Below are 20,448 nucleotides of genomic sequence, written 5' to 3'. Positions count from 1 at the left end.
CCCTGCGGCCGGACGAAGGGCTCAGACCAGCCGCACGGCGGTCAACGCGCCGGGGATGAGCGAGTCATGGACGCGCCGTGGGCGCTGAAGCGGGTTCAGGCGATCAGTTCGGCGGCCCGTTCGGCGATGGCGTAGACGGTCGCGTTGGTGTTGGCCGAGGGGATGGACGGCATCACCGAGGCGTCGGCGACCCGCAGGCCGGCCATCTCGTGGACGCGTAGGTCCGCCGGGTCGACGACGGTGTCGGGGCCGTGCCCCATGCGGCAGGTGCCGGTGAAGTGGAAGTAGGCGCCGAGGGACCTGCGGATGTAGTCGTCCTCGGCTTCGCGGCGCGTCCAGGAGCCGGGAACCGCCTCCTGCTTGCGCCACTCGGCCAGTGCGTCGGCCTGTCCGATCCGGCGCGCCAGGACCAGACCCCTGCGCATGACCTCCAGGTCGCGTTCGTCGCTCAGGTAGCCGGGGTCGACGACGGGAGCGCTGCCGGGCCGGGCGTCGGACAGGCGCACGGTGCCGCTGCTGTGCGGAGCCACCGCGGAGAAACAGATGGTGTAGCCGTTGGCCGGGAGCCCGCCCCAGGGCGAGGGGAGCGGTGCGGGCACGAAGAAGATCTGAAGGTCCGGCCGGGCCGCGCCGGGATCGCTGCGGACCAGGCCCATCATCTCGCTCGGCGGGTTGGCGGGAAGAAACGGTACGGGCTGGACGGCCTCGTACACCACGCCGACCAGCGGATGGTCCTGCAAGTGGGAGCCCACGCCCGGCAGGTCGGCGACGACGTCGATGCCGTGCTCCTCCAGGTGCCGTGCCGGGCCGATCCCCGACAGCATCAGAAGGTGTGCGGAGCCGATGGCTCCCGCGGTCAGCACCACCTCGGCGGTGTCGACGGACCGGTGCTCGCCGCCGACGGTGTACTCGACGCCGGTGCAGCGGCCCTCGGCGGTGCGCAGCCGGTGCACGGTCGCGTCCGTGACGACATCCAGGTTCGGCCGGTCGAGGAACGGACGGATGTAGGCGTCGGCCGCGCTCTGGCGGGCGCCTCCGGGCAGATTCATGTCGCTCCACCCGAACCCGGTCTCCAGCCCGCTGTTGATGTCGTCGGCGCGTGCGAACCCGGTCTCCACCGCGGCCTCGACGCCCGCCGCGGTCAGAGGATGGGGCACCGGGACCGGGGCGACCACGACGGGCCCGTCGGTGCCCCGCACGGAGGCGTCACGGCCGGGCGCGCTCTCGCTGCGGCGGAAATAGGGCAGCAGATCGTCGAAACCCCAGCCCGGAGCGCCGAGGCCGGGCCAGACGTCGTAACCGGAACGGTGTCCCCGCAGGTGGTGGAGGCCGTTGACGCTCGACGATCCGCCGAGCGCCTTGCCGCGCCGCAGGTCCACGGCGCTGCCCGTACCGGCCTGCACGGTCGAGACACCCGGCCACAGGGATGCCGGATCGGGTTGCAGGAAACCCCAGGGAGACGCCATGGCCTCGGTGGCGTCGCGGGTTCCCGCCTCCAGCAGCAGCACCCGCACGCCGGGGCGTTCCGAGAGCCGGGAGGCGATCACGCATCCCGCGGTGCCCCCTCCCACCACGACACAGTCGTAAGGACGATTGCCCATCATGTCTCCGCTTCCCACGGCAGCCTTGCCCGACCAGCCGGATTCAGAAAGACGGCTCCTCGACGGTCGAGGAGCCGATCATGTGCCGAAGGGACAGGGAAAATCGGGTCCCCTCCGCCGTCGAAGCCTAGGAAGATCGATACGGCACACGCTTGAACCACGGCGCCGTCCGATCGGAACATGGGCGCCAAGGGCCGGTGTCGGAGCCGTGCTTCAGAAGAACCCGGCTGCCTTCGCTGCTGACGAAGTAGCGGATCGTGCAGGTCCGTCAACGGCTGGAGAGCCGCGCCCCCTTCAGCGCCATGTGCAGCAGCAGCCGGTCCTCCCCGTCGTCCAGGTCCAGGCCCGTGAGCTGCTCCACCCGGGACAGCCGGTAGTACAACGTCTGGCGGTGGATGCCGAGTTCGGTGGCGGTGCGGGTGGCCTGGCCCGCGCAGTCGAGGTAGGTCTCGGCGGTGCGGGCGAGGTCGCGGTGGGCCGGGGTGAGGAGGGGGCGTACGGCGGGGTCGTGGGCCGTCTCCGGGGGGAGTGCGGTCAGGAGGCGGTACGGGCCGATGCGGGACCACTCCGCGACCGGGCCGAACCCGGGCTCCGCGAGCGCGGCCCTCGCGGCGGCCGACGCCTCCTGCCAGGCGGCGGCCAGCTCGGCGAGCCCCACCCGCGCGGCGGCGACACCGGCGGCCGCCGTCTCCGGGGGCGCGGGGAGAGGCACGGGTCCTGGCGCCGCCGCCCTTCTCGGCGTACCGCTGATCGGAGCGCTGCCTGACGTGCCGCCCGGCTGCCCGGTCGCGGCTGTGCCGCCTGGTGCCCCGGTTCCGGTTGTGCGGCTGGGCCCGCCGCTCGTGCCTGTGCCGTCGGGCTTCCCGGTTCCGGCTGAGGCGCCGGGTTGCCCGGTCGCGGCTGTGCCGCCCGGTGCCCCGGTTCCGGCTGTGTGGCTGGGCCCGCTACTCGTGCTCGTGCTGCCCGGCTTACCGCTTCCGGCTGCGCCGCTGGGCGCATCGGTTCTGCCCTCGCCGCTGGGCTTCCCGCTTCCGGCTGTGCTGTTGGGCCCGCCACTTGTGTCTGTGCCGCTGGGCCCGCTACTTGTGCTCGTGCCGTCAGGCTTTCCGTCTCCGGCTGTGCCGCCCGGCCCGCCAATCGTGACCGTGCCGCCCGGCCTCCCGTCTCCGGCTGTGCCGCCCGGCCCATCGTTTCTGCCCTCGCCGCCCGGCCTCCCGCTTCCCCCTGTGCCGCTGGGCCCGCCACCTGTGCCCGTGCCCCCCGACTCCCCGCTCCTGCTCGCGCCCCCCGGCCTCCCGCTCCCAACCGTGCCGCCCCCCGGCCCCCGCCCCTTCCCCGACCGATCGTCGCCCCTGCCCTCGCCTCGCCCCTCACCCATCTCGCCGCCCACCCCATACCTCCCGGCACCCGCCCCCACCGCGCCGCTGTACTCCGCAGCCCGCCCCTCGACCCCGCTCCCGGCCCCGGCCCCCCGAGCCCGCTCCAGCAGCCGTGTCGCCGCAGACGTCGCCGGTGTCAGGGTGTCCGTCGCGCGCAGGCGTACCAGGGCCGCCAGGGACTGGCCTGCCGTGCCCCACGGGACCGTGCACAGGGCCGTCGTGTGGGGGAGCGTGCGGGCGGACGGGGCGTCGTCCGGGTCGGGGGAGGGCCAGGGGGCGACGCAGACCACCGCGTACGGGCCGTCGGCGCGGGAGCCGAGGGCCGTGCGCAGGGCGGCCACCGCCATGTCGGACTGCCAGCCGCGCTCGGCGGTGAGGACGGCCCGGAGTTCCCGGCTGAGGTCGGCCCCGTGCTGGGCCTCGTCCGCGAGGAGGGCGCCGATCCGGGTGGTCACCCGCATGGCCGCGTCGAGCTGCCGGTCGGTCGGGCCGGGGTCGGAGTCCAGGAGCCAGACGTAACCGAGGACGACTCCGCGATGCCGTACGGGAAGGCAGATCCGGCCCCGGTACACCCCTGCCTCCGGGGTCGGCGGGATGCGTACGGGGGCGGTCGCCCGCGTGATGCCGAAGCCCTCGAACCAGGTCCGGACCGTGGCCGTGGAGCGCCGGGTCAGGATCGAGCGGGTGCGGACGGGGTCCAGGGCGGAGGGATCGAGGTCGCCCTCACTGTCGTACGCACCGAAGGCGATCAGCTCGAAGTCACGGTTCTCCAGGGTCGCCGGGACGCCCAGGAGCTCCGAGATCTCGTCGACCAGCTCCTGGTAGTCACCTGCGTGGCTGAAAGATGCGGCATCGGACGTCACCCGGGCATTCTCCCGCAATTCCGCGCCCCTTCATACATCTGTCTGAGATCTGCGGCACGGATGCGTGACAGCTGTCGATGGTCGACGATCGAAGCGATCCTTAGGTTTCACGGTGGTTCTGTCTGCTGGTCTGTGGAGGTGCCCCGTGCTGGGTCCCGTGATTCTTGCCGCGTCGCGCAGCGACCGGATGCGACGCCTGATCTCGGCGGCCCCGGTGACCAGGCAGGTCGTCGACCGCTTCATCCCGGGCGAGACGGTCGACGAGATCGTGCCGATTGTGCGCGAGCTGACCGACCGTGGTCTGGAGCTGACGATGGACGTCGTCGGCGAGGACATCACCACGCCCGAGCAGGCCGAGGCCGCCCGGGACGCCTATCTCGCGCTGATCGAACGGCTCAAGGACCTCGAACTGGGTACCAGGGCCGAGATGTCCGTGAAACTGTCGATGTTCGGCCAGGCGCTCCCCGGCGGGCACGAGCTGGCGCTCGCCAACGTCCGGCCCGTCGTCGAGGCCGCCGCCGCCATCGGTACGACCGTCACGCTCGACGCCGAGGACCACACCACCCTCGACTCGATGTTCGCCATCCACGAGGAGCTGCGGAAGGACTTCCCGCAGACCGGCTGTGTCATCCAGGCCTACCTCTTCCGCACCGAGGCCGACGCCCGCCGGCTCGCCGAGGCCGGCAGCCGGGTGCGGCTCGTGAAGGGCGCCTACAAGGAGCCCGCCGAGGTGGCCTACCAGCAGAAGCACGAGATCGACAAGGCGTACGTCCGGGTCCTGCGCGTCCTCATGGAGGGCGAGGGCTACCCGATGGTCGGCTCCCACGACCCGCGCCTGATCTCCATCGCCCAGGAACTCGCCCGCAAGGCCGGCCGCAAGCCGGACGAGTACGAGTTCCAGATGCTCTACGGCATCCGCGGCGACGAGCACCTCCGCCTCGCCGCCGAGGGCCACCGCATGCGCGTCTACACGGCCTACGGCACCGACTGGTACGGCTACTTCATGCGACGGCTCGCGGAGAAGCCGGCGAACCTGCGCTTCTTCGTCCGGAGCATGATCTCGCATGGCTGAGGAAACGAGGTTGTGCCGCGTCTTCGGCCGGGGGTCCGGGGGTTGTCCCCCGGGATGGCACAGCATGCGAAGGCTCGCGGAGAAGCCGGCGAACCTGCGCTTCTTCGCGCGCAGCATGATCAGCAAGGGCTGAGCCCGAACACCCGCTCAAGTGCAAGGAGTTACGGAACCCATGGACGCTGTGACCCAGGTCCCCACCCCCGTCAACGAGCCGGTGCACGGCTATGCCCCCGGTTCGCCCGAGCGGGCCCGGCTGGAGGCGAAGCTCAAGGAGCTGGCCGAGAACCCGGTCGACCTGCCGATGACCATCGGCGGCGAGAAGCGCCTCGGCGGCGGCGAGGCCTTCCAGGTCGTGCAGCCGCACAACCACAAGGCGGTGCTGGGCACTTACCGCAACGCCACCCGGCAGGACGCCCAGGACGCCATCGACGCGGCCCTCGCCGCCGCGCCCGCCTGGCGCGCGATGGCCTTCGACGACCGCGCCGCGATCATCCTGCGCGCCGCCGAACTCCTCGCGGGCCCCTGGCGCGAGACCCTCGCCGCGTCCACCATGCTCGGCCAGTCCAAGACCGCCCAGCAGGCCGAGATCGACACGCCCTGCGAGCTGATCGACTTCTGGCGCTTCAACGTCAAGTACGCCCGTGACCTGCTCGCCGAGCAGCCCCCGGCGAACGCCCCCGGCGTCTGGAACCGCCTCGACCACCGCCCGCTCGAAGGCTTCGTCTACGCGATCACGCCGTTCAACTTCACGGCCATCGCGGGCAATCTGCCCACCGCGCCCGCGCTCATGGGCAACGTGGTCGTCTGGAAGCCGTCCCCCACCCAGACCCACGCCGCCGTGCTGCTCATGCGGCTCCTGGAGGAGGCGGGCCTGCCCAAGGGCGTCATCAACCTCGTCACCGGCGACGGCCTCGACGTCTCCGCGGTCGCCCTGGAGCACCGGGACCTCGCCGGCATCCACTTCACCGGCTCGACGAAGACCTTCCAGCACCTGTGGAAGACGGTCGGCGCCAACATCGAGAAGTACCGCACCTACCCGCGCCTGGTCGGCGAGACCGGCGGCAAGGACTTCGTCGTCGCCCACCCGAGCGCCGACCGCGCGATCCTCAAGACCGCCCTGACCCGCGGCTCCTTCGAGTACCAGGGCCAGAAGTGCTCCGCGACCTCCCGCGCCTACATCCCGGCCTCCATCTGGAACAGCGGTTTCCGCGAGGAGTTCGCCGCGGAGGTCGACGGCATCACCATGGGTGACGTCACCGACCTGTCGAACTTCATCGGCGCGGTCATCGACGAGCGTGCCTTCGCCAAGAACAAGGCCGCCATCGACCGTGCCAAGTCGGACCCGAATTGCACGATCGTCGCGGGCGGTTCGTACGACGACTCGGTCGGCTATTTCGTCCGCCCGACCGTGGTCGAGTGCACGGACCCGGCCAACGAGGTCTTCACCACCGAGTACTTCGGCCCCTTCCTCGCGGTCCACGTCTACGAGGACGAGAAGTACGACGACATGCTGACCCAGATGGAGTCGGCCTCCGACTACGCGCTCACGGGCTCGGTGATCTCGGGCGACCGCGCGGCGGCGGCGTACACGATGGAGAAGCTGCGCTACGCGGCCGGCAACTTCTACATCAACGACAAGTCGACCGGTGCCGTGGTCGGCCAGCAGCCCTTCGGCGGCGGCCGGGCCTCCGGCACCAACGACAAGGCCGGTGCCCCCCAGAACCTCCAGCGCTGGACTCTGACCCGCGCCATCAAGGAGACCCTGGTCCCGCCGACCGACTACCCGTACCCACACATGGGCTGACCTGCGGGAATCTGTCATGAGGGGCCGGGCTGAAGCCCGGCCCCTTCGTGGTGCCGTCTCAGATAGTAGGAAGTCCGAGTAATTGTGGAGACAGACCGGCTGTCCTCGCTTAGCTTGGTAGAAGCCGAACGTCTCGCTCGATCAAGCGAATGGCGGTCGTGAGCCGGGCCCGTGCAGGCAACCCCTGCGGCCCATCGCTCCCCGCCCCTTCCGGCGTCTCGTTGTCCCCTTCCCTTTTGTTCGAAGGAGTCGATTCCTCATGGCCGAGACGACCGCCCGCCGTCGAGTCCGTCACATCTCCCGTACGAGCGAGAACGACCGCAAGAACGCCGCAGCCGCTCTCCAGCGCGCCCTCGACCGCCGTGACAACGGCGGCTCGACCGGCCACTGAGCAGCTGCTCCAGCCGGAAGCCGGAAACCGGAAGCCGGAAACCCAGAGCCGGGAGCCGCCCCGCTCGGGGTGCGGCGCGGCCTCACGTGCCGCGCCGCACCTCGAAATGGTCGACGCGCTTCCCGTCCTGCGCGAGCGCGGACACCGTCAGCCGCGGCCGGGTGCCGCTCTCCGCCTCCACCGAGAGCAGCGAGAACCCGCGGTAGCGCACCCGCGACCACTCCACCGTCTCCTTCGCCGACTGCTGCGACTCCGTCCAGTGGAAGCTCTCGACGGACTCGTGGTCGTGCACATGTCCCTCGTAGCTCTCCCGCACGCCCGACGGGAAGCCGTACAGATCCCGGCCGCCCCCGCCCGCCGTCACGTACACGATCCCGTCCCGCGTCGGATCCGTGGCGCCGCCGACCGGCACCTTCCGGCCGACCTCGCCGCCGCGGATCGCGTCCGTGCGCTCGTAGACGTGGTTGTGCCCGTTGATCACCAGGTCCACCTGGTGCTTCTCGAACAGCGGCAGCCACTCCGCGCGCACCCCGCCGTCGGAGGCGTGCGAGGACGTCGAGTACGCGCAGTGGTGGAAGTAGACGACCACGAAGTCGACGTCCTTCGCCGCCCGCAGCTCACCCAGCCTCTTGGCCAGCCACTTCGTCTGCTTCCCGGACGTGCAGCCGAAGTTGGCGGGGATCTCGTACGACACGTCGTTCGCGTCCAGCGCCACCACGCCGACGTTGCCGTACACGAAGGAGTACACGCCCGGCGCCGAGCGCGGGTCGAAGCCGCTGTCCGGGAGGGACCAGCGGGCCAGCTGGCCGCCGTAGCCGTCGGGGGAGTACCAGGCCTCCATGTCGTGGTTGCCGGTCGTCACCATCCACGGCACGGTCCGGGTGACCGGCTCGTTCTGCTTGAGGAACAGATCCCAGAAGCCCGGGTCGTAGCCGTCCGACTTCTGGCCCCGGCCGCTGCCGTCGGCGTAGCAGATGTCCCCCGCGTGCAGGTGGAAGGCGGGCTTCTGGCGCAGCAGGAGGTTGTCGTTGGCGGCCGCCGCCGTGCCCACGCCCTGGTCGCCGAAGGCGGTGAACACGAACTTCTCCGGGCGCGCCGGGGCCGTGCGGAAGCTGCTGACGGTCGAGCGGTGCCGCGCGTCCGCCGGGTCGAAGCCGTCGTGGCCGACGCCGTAGTAGTACGTCGTCCCGGGGTGCAGTCCGTCGAGGGCGGCGTGCAGGTAGTACTGGTCCAGGGCGAGGCGTACGCCGGTCTGCCCCGGGGTGTGCAGATCGCGGACCTCGGCCTCGATCTTGCGGCTCAGGTCGTCCGGCTTCAGGCCCACCCGGACGTACGGCCTCTTCACCGCGAGCGGCACCTGCCAGGAGATCCGCAGCTGGCTCCGCGGGTCCGCGCCGAAGGCCAGATGGCGGCCGAAGGGGGAGACGACGGAGCCGTGCACCGAGCCGGTGGCTGTGGGGGTGGGGGAGGGGACGGCGGTGGACGCCCCCTCGGCGGAACAGCCCGTCAGCAGGCCGCCGGCCACCGCGCCCGCGGTCACCAGCGTGCGGCGCCGGGACAGCTTCGTCCGCAGGTACTCGTGCTGCTCGGCCATGCTCATCCGGCGTGCGAGCCGCGGCGGGATGCCGAAGTCGGGAAGGTCCATGTCCGTGAAGTTCCCAGCGGACACCAACGCCCGCCACACCTAAGGGTGAACGAGGATCGAACGGCTGACGCCGGTCCCTGCGCGGCTGTCCGTATCGCGGACAGGGCGTGTCATCCCATGGGACGCGGAGTAGGGTTCCCGCATGTCTCGCAGCATCAATCTCGCAGTGATTCCCGGTGACGGCATCGGCCAGGAGGTCGTGGCCGAAGGTCTCAAGATCCTCTCCGCCGTCCTTCCGCAGGATGTGAAGCTGGAGACCAAGGAGTACGACTTCGGTGCCAAGCGCTACCACGCGACCGGTGAGACCCTCACCGACGCCGACGTGGACGCGCTCAAGCAGCACGACGCGATCCTGCTCGGCGCGATCGGCGACCCGTCGGTCCCGTCCGGTGTGCTGGAGCGCGGCTTCCTGCTCAAGCTCCGCTTCCTCTTCGACCACCACGTCAACCTGCGTCCGTCGAAGCTGCTCCCCGGTGTCGAGACACCGCTGAAGGGCGAGCCCGCCATCGACTTCGTGGTCGTCCGCGAGGGCACCGAGGGCCCGTACACCGGCAACGGCGGCACCATCCGCAAGGGCACCCCGCACGAGGTCGCCACCGAGGTCTCCGTGAACACGGCCTTCGGTGTCGAGCGCGTGGTCCGGGACGCCTTCGCCCGGGCCCAGGCCCGGCCGCGCAAGAAGCTCACGCTGGTCCACAAGAACAACGTGCTCTCCTTCGCCGGTCACCTGTGGACGAACATCTTCAACCAGGTCGCGAAGGACTTCCCCGAGGTCACCACCGACTACATCCACGTCGACGCCGCGACCATCTACCTGGTCACCGACCCGGCCCGGTTCGACGTGATCGTCACCGACAACCTCTTCGGCGACATCATCACCGACCTCGCCGCGGCCGTCTCCGGCGGCATCGGCGTCGCCGCGAGCGGCAACATCAACCCCTCCGGCGAGTTCCCCTCGATGTTCGAGCCCGTCCACGGCTCGGCCCCGGACATCGCGGGCCAGGGCAAGGCCGACCCCACCGCCACGGTCCTGTCCGTCGCCCTGCTCCTGCGCCACCTCGGCTACGACGCCGAGGCCGCCCGCATCGACGAGGCGGTCTCCGCCGACCTCGCCGAGCGCACCGGCAAGCCCGCCCGCAGCACCGCCGAGATCGGCGACGCGCTGGCCGTACGAGTAGCCGGCTGACCGGGCGGCCTACTCGAAAAGCATTCGAAGCCGCCGGGTCACTCGCACCCGGCGGCTTTCGCATGTCCCCCGCCGGGTGTCACCATCATCCCCTGGGTCGCATTTCACGCCGTTTTCTTCCCCGGCTCCCCGCTTGCGATAATCGAACGCGGAGCCGCGGAATGAGGGAATGCTCGGACGTCCTAGCACTGGTCACTGACAGTAAAAGGGCGTGAGCGCGGCCCGTCACTACACAACCGGTGAAGGACAACCACTCATGACGACGCCCACGATCGAGCTCAAGCCCTCCGCCAGTCCGCTCGCCGCCGCCGAGCGCGAGGCGATCCTGGCCAACCCCGGGTTCGGCCGCCACTTCACCGACCACATGGTGACGATCAAGTGGACCGAGGGCCGCGGCTGGCACGACGCGCAGCTCGTCCCGTACGGCCCGATCTCCATCGACCCCTCCACCCACGTGCTCCACTACGGCCAGGAGATCTTCGAGGGGCTCAAGGCCTACCGGCAGGCGGACGGCTCGGTCGCCGTCTTCCGGCCCGAGGCCAACGCCCGGCGCTTCCGCAACTCCGCCCGCCGGATGGCGATGGCCGAGCTGCCCGAGGAACTGTTCCTGGAGGCCCTCGACGCGCTGATCGGCCAGGACGCCGACTGGGTGCCGCCGCACGGCGGCGAGGAGTCCCTCTACCTGCGGCCGTTCATGTTCGCCACGGAGGCGGCGCTCGGCGTCCACCCGGCCAACGAGTACCTCTTCATGCTGATCGCCTCCCCGTCCGGCGCGTACTTCGCCGGGGGCGTCAAGCCGGTCACCATCTGGGTCTCCGAGGACTACGTCCGCGCGGTCCCCGGCGGCACCGGTGACGCGAAGACCGGCGGCAACTACGCGGCCTCCCTGCTCCCGCAGGCCGAGGCCGCCGCGAACGGCTGCGACCAGGTCGTCTACCTCGACGCGGTGACCCGCACCAAGGTCGAGGAGTCCGGCTCGATGAACATCGCCTTCGTCTACGGCGACCGGATCGTCACCCCCTCGCTGACGGGCTCGATCCTGGAGGGCATCACCCGTGACTCCCTCCTCCAGGTCGCCCGTGACCTCGGGTACACCGCCGAGGAGGGCGTGATCACGCTCGACCAGTGGCGTGCCGACGCCGCCTCCGGCGCCCTGACCGAGGTCTTCGCCTGCGGCACCGCGGCGGTCGTCACCCCGATCGGCCACGTCAAGACCAAGACCGACGGCTGGACCCACGGCGACGGCAACCCCGGTGAGGTCACCCTGAAGCTGCGCGAGGCCCTGCTCGGCGTCCAGCGCGGTGTCCGGGACGACAAGCACGGCTGGATGCACAAGCTGGGCTGACGCCCACGGACGTGCCACGGGCCCGCTCGGACGATGTCCGGGCGGGCCCGTCGTGTGTTTGAGCGACGCTCGATGTGATGTGCCCGATGGAAGCGGGCCTTTTCCTTGCTTACGCCTCTCCTTTAGAGTGCTGCTCTAAAGGAGGGAATGACATGCGGCTGACCCCCACCGAACGCGACCGGCTGCTCCTCTTCGGCGCGGCCGAGCTGGCCCGGGCGCGCAGAGCCCGTGGGCTGCGGCTGAACGTCCCGGAGGCGACCGCGCTGATCGCGGACACCGTGTGCGAGGCCGCCCGGGACGGGCAGCGGCTCGCGGAGGCCGTCGCGGCCGGGCGGTCCGTGCTCGGGCCCGACGACGTGCTGCCCGGTGTCGCGGACGTGGTCACCGAGGTGCATGTCGAGGCGGTCTTCGACGACGGCTCACGGCTCGCGGTCGTGACCGATCCGATCGGCGGACGGCTCGGTGACACGGCCCCGGGCGCGCTGCTGCCGGGCCCGGAGCACGAGGAGCCCGCACCGGTCGTACGGCTGACCGTCACCAACACGGCCACCGTCCCCGTGTCCGTCACCTCCCACTTCCACTTCTTCGAAGCCAACCCCCGGCTGGACTTCGCACGGTCCGAGGCCTACGGCATGCGGCTCGCGGTGCCCGCCGGCTCATCGGTGCGGTTCGGACCGGGGGAGTCCCACCAGGTCGGCCTGGTACCCATCGGCGGCGACCGCATCGCCATCGGCTTCGCGGGCCTGGTCGACGGCCCACTGGACGCGCCGGGCACACGGGAAGAGGCACTGCGGAGGGCTGCGGCCTGCGGGTACCTGGGTGCGCGGGACGGGGAGGCGGCGCGATGAGGTCGGCCGGGTCGGGTGGGCGTTCGGGTGAGGTCGCGGGGGTGGCTGTGCGCGGTGTGGGGGCTGGGCCGCGGGTCGGGCGGCCGGAGCCGGCTGTGTCGGAGGGGGTGCCGGGTGACTTGTGGTGCCGAGGTCCGCGTGGCCGTTCGCGCGGGGACGAGCGTCCCATGAGCCGTCCGGGCCAGGTCCGTCACCCGGCCGCCCGAGCACAGGAGGCCATCCGATGAGTCGTCCCGGAACGCATCCCGCCGAAGCGCGGCGGCTCAGTCCCCATGAGTACGCCGCCGCCCATGGCCCCCGCGCCGGTGACCGGGTCAGGCTCGGTGATTCGGGGCTGGTGGTGCGGGTCGAGGAGGACTCGCAGCGGTATGGCGATGAATTCCTCGCCGGGTTCGGGAAGACCGCGCGGGACGGGCTGCATCTCAAGGCGGCCGCCGTGCGGGAGACCTGTGACGTCGTCGTCAGCAATGTCGTCGTGATTGACGCCGTGCAGGGGATCCGGAAGGTCTCCATCGGGATTCGGGAAGGGCGGATCTGCGGCATCGGACGGGCCGGGAACCCCGACACCCTCGACGGGGTCGACGTGGTCGTCGGCACCGGTACGTCCATCGTGTCCGGCGAGGGGCTGATCGCCACCGCCGGAGCCGTCGACACCCATGTCCATCTGCTGTCTCCACGGATCATGGAGGCCTCGCTGGCGTCCGGGGTGACCACCATCATCGGCCAGGAGTTCGGGCCGGTGTGGGGCGTCGGGGTCAACTCGCCCTGGGCGCTGGGGCACGCCTTCGGCGCGTTCGACGCCTGGCCGGTCAACATCGGCTTCCTGGGCCGGGGTTCGTCGTCCCACGAGGCCCCTCTGGTCGAGGCCCTGGCCGAGGGCGGCGCCTCAGGGTTCAAGGTGCACGAGGACATGGGCGCCCACACCCGCGCCCTGGACACCGCCCTCCGGGTCGCCGAGGAGTACGACGTCCAAGTCGCCCTGCACAGCGACGGGTTGAACGAATGCCTGTCCGTCGAGGACACCCTCCGCGTCCTCGAAGGCCGTACCATCCACGCCTTCCACATCGAGGGCTGCGGCGGCGGACACGTCCCGAACGTGCTGAAGATGGCCGGCGTCCCGAACGTCATCGGCTCCTCCACCAACCCCACCCTGCCCTTCGGCCGGGACGCCGTCGCCGAGCACTACGGCATGATCGTCTCCGTCCACGACCTCAAGACCGATCTGCCCGGCGACGCCGCCATGGCCCGCGACCGCATCCGCGCCGGGACCATGGGCGCCGAGGACGTACTGCACGACCTGGGCGCGATCGGCATCACCTCGTCCGACGCGCAGGGCATGGGCAGGGCGGGGGAGACGGTCCGCCGTACCTTCGCGATGGCCGGGAAGATGAAGGCCGAGTTCGGCGCGCCGACCGACGGGCACGACAACGAACGCGTCCTGCGCTACATCGCCAAGCTGACCATCAACCCGGCCATCGCCCACGGGCTTTCGCACGAGGTGGGGTCCATCGAGGTGGGCAAGCTGGCCGACCTCGTGCTGTGGCGGCCGGAGTACTTCGGGGCCAAGCCGCAGCTCGTCCTCAAGTCCGGCTTCCCGGCCTACGGCGTCGTCGGCGACCCGGGCGCGGCCACCGACACCTGTGAACCCCTGGTCCTGGGACCGCAGTTCGGGGCGCACGGTGCCACGCCCGCCGAGATATCCGTCGCGTTCGTCGCCCGGGCCGCCCTCGACCAGGGCGACGACGGCATGCCGACCCGCAGAAGAAGGGTCGCCGTGCGCGGCACCCGGGGCATCGGCCCCGCCGACCTGCGCCTCAACTCCCGTACCGGAGCGGTGGACGTGGACCAGCGGACCGGCCTGGTGACGCTGGACGGCGAGCCGATCCGCTCCGAACCCGCCGAGTCCGTCTCCCTCAACCGCCTGTACTTCCTCTAGGACCCGCCATGACCTACCGCATGCCCCCCGAGTGGGCCCCGCACGAACGCACCTGGATGGCCTGGCCGGGCCCCAACCCGACCTTCACCGACGACGAGGAGCTGGCCGAGGCCCGCGCCGCCTGGGCGGCCGTGGCCCGCGCGGTCCGCCGCTTCGAGCCGGTGACGATGGTGCACGGCCCGGGCCAGGGCGCCACCGCACGCGAACTGCTCGGCCCTGACGTCGAGTTGGTGGAGCGCGAGCTCGACGACGCCTGGATGCGTGACATCGGTCCGACGTTCGTGACGGACGAGCAGGGCAGGCCGGCCGCCGTGGACTGGGTGTTCAACGGCTGGGGCGGCCAGGACTGGGCCCGCTGGGAGCACGACTCCAAGATCGCCCGCCAGGTCGCCGACCTCGCCGGAGTACCCGTGCTGAGCAGCCCCCTGGTCAACGAGGGCGGCGCGATCCACGTCGACGGCGAGGGCACCGTCCTGCTCACCGACACCGTCCAGCTCGGCGCGGGCCGCAACCCCGGCTGGACCCGGGAGCAGGTCGAGGCGGAGATCCACGCCAGGCTCGGCACCGGCAGGGCGATCTGGCTCCCGCGCGGCCTGACCTCCGACTACGGCCTCTACGGCACCCAGGGCCACGTCGACATCGTCGCCGCCTTCGCCGGGCCCGGTGTCGTGGTGGCCCACGTCCAGCCGGACCCCGCGCACCCGGACCACGAGGTGACGAAGGAGGTCGTAGGACTGCTGAGGTCGGCGACCGACGCGCGCGGGCGGCGGCTGGAGGTCGTCGAGGTGCCGGCGCCGACCGTCCTGGAGGCCGACGGGCACTGGGTCGACTACTCCTACATCAACCACTACCTCTGCAACGGCGGTGTCGTGCTCTGCGCCTTCGACGACCCGCGCGACGAACTCGCGGCCGGCATCTTCCGGCGGCTGTTCCCGCAGCGCACGGTGACCCCGGTGGACGCCCGTACGATCTTCGCGGGCGGTGGCGGCATCCACTGCATCACCCAGCAGCAGCCGAGTATCTAGTCCGAGGAGCGACACATGGCCGGTGGGCGCAGACAGGCCCCGCCCCGTGAGGAAGTCCTCGGCGCGGCCATGGAGATGATCGCCGAGCGCGGGCTGGAGAAGCTCACCATGGCGGCTCTCGGGCGGGAGGTCGGCATGAGCAGCGGGCACCTCCTCTACTACTTCCGCTCCAAGGACGAACTGCTGCTCCAGACCCTGGAGTGGAGCGAGGGGCGGCTCGGGGCCGAGCGGGGGCGGCTGCTCACCCGTACGGCGACGGCCCGCGCACGGCTCGACGCGTACGTCGACCTGTACGTCCCCGACGGCCACCGCGATCCGCACTGGACCCTGTGGCTGGAGGTCTGGAACCGCTCGCAGAACGCCGACGACGAGGCCCGCGACCGGCAGGCCGCGATCGAGGGCGCCTGGCACCGGGACCTGGTCGCGCTGCTCGCCGAGGGGGTGTCGCGCGGGGAGTTCAGGGCGGTCGACCCGGACCGGTTCGCGGCCCGGCTGCGGTCGCTGCTCGACGGGTTCTCCATCCATGTGGCGATCGGACTGCGCGGCACGGACCGGGGGACGATTCTCGGCCACGTACGGGAGTTCCTGGACGAGGGCCTTCTCGCGGACGCGTGACCTCGCGCCCGGGTTGTACGCAATAAGGCCGATTGACCCTGTGGCCGGTGGTGCGTTTGCCTCGTGGGGAGCCCTCGGCGCGGGGCCGGGGGCAGTGCGTCAACCGGGGACCACAGGGGGAAACATGAAGAGAGCGACCGCATGTCTCTTAGGCGCGGCCCTGCTCGTCGCGCTCACCGGTACCACCGCATCAGCCGCACCGCACACCGACCGGGTCAGCACGGCCGCCGACGGCACCCAGGGCGACGGCGCCTCCAGCGCGGCCTTCACCACGCCCAACGGCCGCTATGTGTCGTTCCGTTCGTCGGCGACCAACCTGGTGCCCGAGGGCATCACCCACCCGGGCACCTACGCGTACGTCCGCGACCTGCGGACCGGCGCGACCACCAAGATGGAGAACGCGCTGAGCACGCCCCGGCTCAGCGCCGACGGCCGCTGGGCCACGTACACCGACTGGGGCATCCGCAAGATCAACGTCTATCTGACCGACCTGACGACCGGCACGAGAACCCGGATCGGGGGCGACGCGCAGGACACCGCGGGCTCCCCGGAGATCAGCGCGAACGGCCGCTACATCGCCTACCAGTGGTCGGGACACCCGCAGTTCCCGACCCGGATCGACCTCTACGACCGGGTCACCGGCACCACCGAGACCGTCAGCGAGGGCCCCGCCGACTCGACCAGGGACATGGCCAACCCGTCGATCAGCGGCGACGGCCGCCTCGTCGCCTACCAGGACGGCGGTACCGGTGACGTGTGGGTCGCCGACCGTGCGACGGGCACCCGGACCGAGGCCGACGACGGGACACCCTCGACCGTCGTGCAGCTGAGCGTCAACGGCCGTGTCCTGGTGATGGATTCGGCGGACGGCTCGTACGTACGCGACCTGCGCACCGGTGGCGTCCGGCACTTCCCCGGCGACAAGGTGCGGGCCGTCAGCCCCGACGGGCGCCGACTCCTGCTCCAGGACGCGCAGTCGGACCTCTGGCTGCTGCACGGCGGCCACCGGGTCCGCGTCGGCCACGGCAGCGCGGCCGACGGATCGGTGTCCGCCCAGGGCCGCACGGTCGTGTGGTCCTCCGAGGACGCGGACGTCGTCCCCGGTGACACCAACGGCGTGTACGACGTGTTCCGGTGGAGGTCCCGCTGATGTCCCGCCTCCCAAGAGCCCTGCTGGGGGCCGCCGTTGTCCTCGCCCTGGCCGGTACCACCGCCCACGCCCGGTCCGGCCCGGACAGGCCGCACACCCAGCGCGTGAGCACCGCCGCCGACGGCGGCCAGGCTGACGGGTCGTCGGACGACGCCGCCATCAGCGCCGACGGCCGCACCGTCGCGTTCGTCTCCGACGCGCCCAGCCTCGGCTGCGGGCGCGTCACGCCCTGTCTGCTGGTGAAGGACCTGAAGACCGGCGCCGTCCGGCGGATCGACCTCGGCAGCGGAAACCTCTACAGCTCACCCACGCCGAGCGCCGACGGAAGCCGTGTCGCCTTCTCCGCCGGCACCCGGTTCCTGGCTCCCTACCTGTACGACCGCGCCACCGGCCGCGCGGAGAAGCTGTGGCCCCAGGACCCGCCCGGATTCAACGAGTTGGGCCGGGTGCAGTCGATGAGCCCGGACGGCACGCATGTCGCGTACACCATCGGCAACCGCAACGCCCCCGAGAACACCCGGCTGTTGTACGTCCGCGACACCGAGACCGGCGCCGACACGCTGATCTCGCCCGCCGAGGAGGGCCAGAAGGGCGGCGCCTCGGTGAGCGGTGACGGCGAGCGGGTCGCCTACTCGATCCGCGGGGACGTGGAGGCGAGCGACCCGAACGACGTCTTCGTGTTCGACCGGGCGACGGGCGAGCGGACCCAGGTCGACAAGGGCCTCGGCGCGGCCTCTCTGATCCGTATCACCGCGGACGGCCGCCGGGTGCTCCTCGACGCCGAAAGCGGGCTGTACGTCCACGACCTGCGCACCGGCACATCGCGCCGGGTGGCCGACGGAAGGGTGTTCACCGCCACCGCGGACGGCCGGTACGCCCTCGTCGCGGGCGAGGACGGACAGCGGGTGCGCGACCTGCGGACCGGGCGTCACGGTGCCGCTCTGCCGCCGACCGCCCAGGTCACGGAGGGCGGACTGGCCGACAAGGGGCGCACGGTGGTCTTCAGCGCCCGCGAGTCCCATCTGGTGCCGGGCGACACCAACCTGGAGACGGACGTGTTCGCCTTCTCCGGCGAGCTGAGCGGGCACCCGGCGCCGATGGCGTCCGTCACCGAGCGGATCGCCAGGACGGGTCCGTCGTACGACCCGGTCATGGGGGAGGACAAGAACGTCGCCTTCACTTCGGAGGGGGACGTGTTCGTGAGCGTCCGGGGTGTTCAGTACCAGGTCAACTCCGGTACGCAGAAGCCCTCTTCCGAAGGCACGCCCTGCTACAGCGGACGCATGGTCGGCTATGTGGCCCTGTCCGAGACCGACGGCGGGCCCGAGGTCCACATCCGCAACCGCTCGGTCGGCAAGCTCTCCAGGCTCCACTCCTACCAGGGCGTCCGCTTCACCTGGATGGGGCAGCCCGTGGTGGACCCCACCTGTCAGTGGATCACCTACGCGGCGACCCTGCCCGCCACCGACGCCGACCCGTCGCCCCAACCCCGGGTCTACCGCTTCAAGTTCAACGGCGGCGACACCGACGTGGTCAGCGCGCCCACCGGCGAGCCCGCCGGGAACCCGTCCATCGACTACGACGGCCGGTACATCGCCTTCGAGCAGGGCGATGCCGTGTACGTCCGTGACCTGGACACCGGCACCCTGGAGAAGGCGGCGGCGCACGCGAAGGCGCCCTCGCTCGCCGCGGACGGCCGCAAGGTCGCCTACCAGCAGGGCCGGTACGCCGTGGTCCGCGACCTGGACACCGGCACCACGACCCGCGTCAGGGGCACCCAGCCCTCGCTCGCCGGGAACGGCACGGCTCTCGCGTACACCTCGGGCCGTTCCGTGTACTTCGTCGAACTCGCCACAGGAAAGCGCCAGTTGGTCAGTGTCGACCGCTGGGGCGGCCGCAACGACCGGCCGGCCGCGCACCCCTCCGTCAACGCGGACGGCACGGTCGTCGCGTTCGAGTCGGCGTCACCCGATCTGGTGGAGGGGGACTCCGACGGGGTGTCGGACGTGTTCCTGCGGACAGTGCAATGACAACAACCGATCACGGGGGAAGAACCATGCACCGCAAGAAACTCCTGGTGGCGCTCGCCGTCGCCGCCGTGGCGCTCACCGCACCCACGGCGAGCGCCGGGCCCGGGGCCCCGTCCACCGAGAAGGTGAGCGTGGCTCCGGACGGCACGGAGGGCAACGCCTCCGCAGGCGGACCGTCCCTGAGCGCGGACGGCCGCCACGTGGCCTTCGTCTCCGCGGCCGACAACCTCGTCGCGGGCGACACCGACGGCACCGCCGACGCCTTCGTGCGCGACCTGAGGACCGGCACCACACGCCTGGCGAGCACCGCCGGGGACGGCAAGGTGCTGGACGCGTCCCTGAGCGCGAACGGCCGGTATCTGGCGTTCACCGTCAACCCCACCTACGACACCGCCGACAACCACGTCTGGGTCAAGGACCTCAAGACCGGCGCCGTCCAGCGGATCGACGACGCCGTCGACCCCGGGGCGGGCTACACGGCGTCCGGCGAGCCCGTGCTCAGCGCCGACGGCCGCTACCTCGCCTTCTCCTCCGCGCAGACCGGCTTCGACGGACCCGAGGGTGACCGCTGGACCCGGATCTACCGCCTCGACCGCGTCACCGGGGAGCGGGTCCGCGTCAGCCAGGTGCCGGGGGAGGGGGCGCGGAAGTCCTCGGCCGCCCACCCGACCATCAGCGCGGACGGCAACCGGATCGGCTACCAGTTCTTCGTGCCGTACCCCACCTCGGGCGACTGGAGCGACGCGTACGTCCGTGACGTGCGCACCGGCGGGCTGATCCAGGCCGACAAGGCGCCCGACGGCAAGGTCTCCGACGCGCAGACCGAGTTCCCGCAGGTCAGCGCGGACGGCCGGTACATGGTCTTCAACTCGCTCGACTCACAGCTGACCCCGGACGACACCAACAAGGGGCACAACGTCTTCGTGCGGGACCTGCGGACGGGACAGGTGCGCCGGATCGACGCGGCCGCCCCGACGGGCTCCACCGTGTACCCGGGGCTGAGCGCCGACAGCCGGCACCTCGTCTACGTCGCCGCCGCGGACCCGGACCACCCCTACCAGGTGTACGTCCGCGACCTGCGGACCGGACGCACGGTGCTCGCCAGCCCCTCGGTCGAGGGCGGCCCGGCCGCCGACAACGCCGCGAACTTCCCGGTGGTCGACCGGGACGGCCGTACGGTCGCCTTCAGCAGCTGGTCCAACGACCTGGTGCCCGAGGACGCCGGGCAGACCGACTTCACTACCCATGTGTTCGTCCGTCACCTGAAGTGATCGACCGAATCCTGAGACAACCGTGAGCGAGGCACGGGGGTTGTGCCAGACTGCCCCCGTGCTCTCGTTCGCCATGATTATTGGCAGCAGGCGCGCCGGTCCGCAGTGACCGCCACGTACGACCAGGTACGGGCGGACACCGTCGTCCTCGACCCGCGCGCAGACCTCTCGCACCCGCGAGGGGTTTTTCGCTTTTCTGGCCCACCCGCAGCCGGAGGCGAGAGCGCGAGGGAGTATGTGGGGGCGGTGGAGCCGGTCATTCCGGTACGACCGAGATCCAATCCTCA

The 20,448-nt window shown here is 71.3% G+C and carries 14 protein-coding genes and 2 pseudogenes; 12 read left to right on the top strand and 4 right to left on the bottom strand.

Annotation, left to right across the window (positions count from 1 at the left end; genetic code table 11):
* Window positions 1–95: 95 nt before the first annotated feature.
* From G3I78_RS29135 to G3I78_RS29125, 3 genes and pseudogenes are all read right to left on the bottom strand, one after another.
* Window positions 96–1,601, bottom strand: a complete 1,506-nt coding sequence (locus tag G3I78_RS29135) for a GMC family oxidoreductase N-terminal domain-containing protein (RefSeq protein ID WP_164429815.1) — start codon at window positions 1,599–1,601, stop codon at window positions 96–98.
* 268 nt (window positions 1,602–1,869) lie between these two features.
* Window positions 1,870–2,283, bottom strand: a pseudogene (locus tag G3I78_RS29130) (helix-turn-helix domain-containing protein); the annotation flags it as partial.
* Window positions 2,284–3,069: 786 nt separating this feature from the next.
* Window positions 3,070–3,861 (bottom strand): annotated as a pseudogene (locus G3I78_RS29125) (PucR family transcriptional regulator); the annotation flags it as partial.
* Window positions 3,862–3,988: 127 nt separating this feature from the next.
* Here G3I78_RS29125 and G3I78_RS29120 point away from each other — a divergent pair.
* The 3 genes from G3I78_RS29120 to G3I78_RS52915 all read left to right on the top strand — a co-directional run bounded on the left by G3I78_RS29120 (window position 3,989) and on the right by G3I78_RS52915 (window position 7,110).
* Window positions 3,989–4,915, top strand: a complete 927-nt coding sequence (locus G3I78_RS29120; protein ID WP_164429813.1) for a proline dehydrogenase family protein — start codon at window positions 3,989–3,991, stop codon at window positions 4,913–4,915.
* A 172-nt stretch (window positions 4,916–5,087) separates the two neighbouring features.
* Complete coding sequence (gene pruA / locus G3I78_RS29115) at window positions 5,088–6,719, top strand: L-glutamate gamma-semialdehyde dehydrogenase (protein ID WP_164429811.1); 1,632 nt, start codon at window positions 5,088–5,090, stop codon at window positions 6,717–6,719.
* 259 nt (window positions 6,720–6,978) lie between these two features.
* Window positions 6,979–7,110: a hypothetical protein gene (locus G3I78_RS52915; RefSeq protein ID WP_275424855.1), complete on the top strand. Its 132-nt coding sequence runs from the start codon at window positions 6,979–6,981 to the stop codon at window positions 7,108–7,110.
* 82 nt (window positions 7,111–7,192) lie between these two features.
* Here G3I78_RS52915 and G3I78_RS29110 read toward each other — a convergent pair whose 3' ends face one another.
* Window positions 7,193–8,755, bottom strand: a complete 1,563-nt coding sequence (locus tag G3I78_RS29110; RefSeq protein ID WP_164429799.1) for a metallophosphoesterase family protein — start codon at window positions 8,753–8,755, stop codon at window positions 7,193–7,195.
* A gap of 142 nt (window positions 8,756–8,897) precedes the next feature.
* On the opposite strand from G3I78_RS29110, the gene G3I78_RS29105 reads away from it, so the two are divergent.
* From G3I78_RS29105 to G3I78_RS29065, 9 genes are all read left to right on the top strand, one after another.
* A complete protein-coding gene (locus tag G3I78_RS29105; RefSeq protein WP_164429797.1) occupies window positions 8,898–9,941 on the top strand; it encodes a 3-isopropylmalate dehydrogenase in 1,044 nt (347 codons plus the stop codon).
* A gap of 256 nt (window positions 9,942–10,197) precedes the next feature.
* On the top strand, window positions 10,198–11,286 hold the full coding sequence (locus tag G3I78_RS29100; RefSeq protein ID WP_164429795.1) for a branched-chain amino acid aminotransferase: 1,089 nt from the start codon (window positions 10,198–10,200) through the stop codon (window positions 11,284–11,286).
* A gap of 152 nt (window positions 11,287–11,438) precedes the next feature.
* Complete coding sequence (gene ureA, locus G3I78_RS29095) at window positions 11,439–12,134, top strand: urease subunit gamma (RefSeq protein WP_164429793.1); 696 nt, start codon at window positions 11,439–11,441, stop codon at window positions 12,132–12,134.
* 223 nt (window positions 12,135–12,357) lie between these two features.
* The gene (locus tag G3I78_RS29090; protein ID WP_164429791.1) at window positions 12,358–14,070 is read left to right on the top strand and encodes an urease subunit alpha; all 1,713 of its coding nucleotides are present in this window, start codon (window positions 12,358–12,360) and stop codon (window positions 14,068–14,070) included.
* Between the two features lie 8 nt (window positions 14,071–14,078).
* Complete coding sequence (locus G3I78_RS29085) at window positions 14,079–15,095, top strand: agmatine deiminase family protein (protein ID WP_164429789.1); 1,017 nt, start codon at window positions 14,079–14,081, stop codon at window positions 15,093–15,095.
* Between the two features lie 15 nt (window positions 15,096–15,110).
* On the top strand, window positions 15,111–15,710 hold the full coding sequence (locus G3I78_RS29080) for a TetR/AcrR family transcriptional regulator (RefSeq protein WP_164429787.1): 600 nt from the start codon (window positions 15,111–15,113) through the stop codon (window positions 15,708–15,710).
* A gap of 124 nt (window positions 15,711–15,834) precedes the next feature.
* Window positions 15,835–16,860 carry a protein TolB gene (locus G3I78_RS29075; RefSeq protein WP_164429785.1) on the top strand — a complete coding sequence of 342 codons (1,026 nt, stop codon included), beginning with the start codon at window positions 15,835–15,837 and terminating at the stop codon, window positions 16,858–16,860.
* Window positions 16,860–18,890 (top strand): PD40 domain-containing protein, encoded by a 2,031-nt coding sequence (locus tag G3I78_RS29070; protein ID WP_164429783.1) that lies wholly within the window; start codon window positions 16,860–16,862, stop codon window positions 18,888–18,890. Before G3I78_RS29075 ends, G3I78_RS29070 begins: the two co-directional genes overlap by 1 nt.
* 26 nt (window positions 18,891–18,916) lie before the next feature.
* On the top strand, window positions 18,917–20,161 hold the full coding sequence (locus G3I78_RS29065) for a PD40 domain-containing protein (RefSeq protein WP_164429781.1): 1,245 nt from the start codon (window positions 18,917–18,919) through the stop codon (window positions 20,159–20,161).
* The last annotated feature ends 287 nt before the right edge of the window (window positions 20,162–20,448 follow it).

The sequence above is a fragment of the Streptomyces sp. SID13726 genome (assembly GCF_010548375.1).
Taxonomy (GTDB): Bacteria; Actinomycetota; Actinomycetes; order Streptomycetales; family Streptomycetaceae; genus Streptomyces.
This window is presented reverse-complemented; position numbering and strand designations above follow the sequence as displayed.

What these genes read in the sequence shown, in the direction of transcription:
- G3I78_RS29105 (WP_164429797.1), top strand. Translation starts at nt 8,898, where the DNA reads ATGTCTCGCAGCATCAATCTCGCAGTGATTCCCGGTGACGGCATCGGC.
- G3I78_RS29075 (WP_164429785.1), top strand. Translation starts at nt 15,835, where the DNA reads ATGAAGAGAGCGACCGCATGTCTCTTAGGCGCGGCCCTGCTCGTCGCG.
- pruA (WP_164429811.1), top strand. Translation starts at nt 5,088, where the DNA reads ATGGACGCTGTGACCCAGGTCCCCACCCCCGTCAACGAGCCGGTGCAC.
- G3I78_RS29110 (WP_164429799.1), bottom strand. Translation starts at nt 8,755, where the DNA reads ATGGACCTTCCCGACTTCGGCATCCCGCCGCGGCTCGCACGCCGGATG.
- G3I78_RS52915 (WP_275424855.1), top strand. Translation starts at nt 6,979, where the DNA reads ATGGCCGAGACGACCGCCCGCCGTCGAGTCCGTCACATCTCCCGTACG.
- G3I78_RS29080 (WP_164429787.1), top strand. Translation starts at nt 15,111, where the DNA reads ATGGCCGGTGGGCGCAGACAGGCCCCGCCCCGTGAGGAAGTCCTCGGC.
- G3I78_RS29100 (WP_164429795.1), top strand. Translation starts at nt 10,198, where the DNA reads ATGACGACGCCCACGATCGAGCTCAAGCCCTCCGCCAGTCCGCTCGCC.
- ureA (WP_164429793.1), top strand. Translation starts at nt 11,439, where the DNA reads ATGCGGCTGACCCCCACCGAACGCGACCGGCTGCTCCTCTTCGGCGCG.
- G3I78_RS29070 (WP_164429783.1), top strand. Translation starts at nt 16,860, where the DNA reads ATGTCCCGCCTCCCAAGAGCCCTGCTGGGGGCCGCCGTTGTCCTCGCC.
- G3I78_RS29085 (WP_164429789.1), top strand. Translation starts at nt 14,079, where the DNA reads ATGACCTACCGCATGCCCCCCGAGTGGGCCCCGCACGAACGCACCTGG.
- G3I78_RS29090 (WP_164429791.1), top strand. Translation starts at nt 12,358, where the DNA reads ATGAGTCGTCCCGGAACGCATCCCGCCGAAGCGCGGCGGCTCAGTCCC.
- G3I78_RS29135 (WP_164429815.1), bottom strand. Translation starts at nt 1,601, where the DNA reads ATGGGCAATCGTCCTTACGACTGTGTCGTGGTGGGAGGGGGCACCGCG.
- G3I78_RS29065 (WP_164429781.1), top strand. Translation starts at nt 18,917, where the DNA reads ATGCACCGCAAGAAACTCCTGGTGGCGCTCGCCGTCGCCGCCGTGGCG.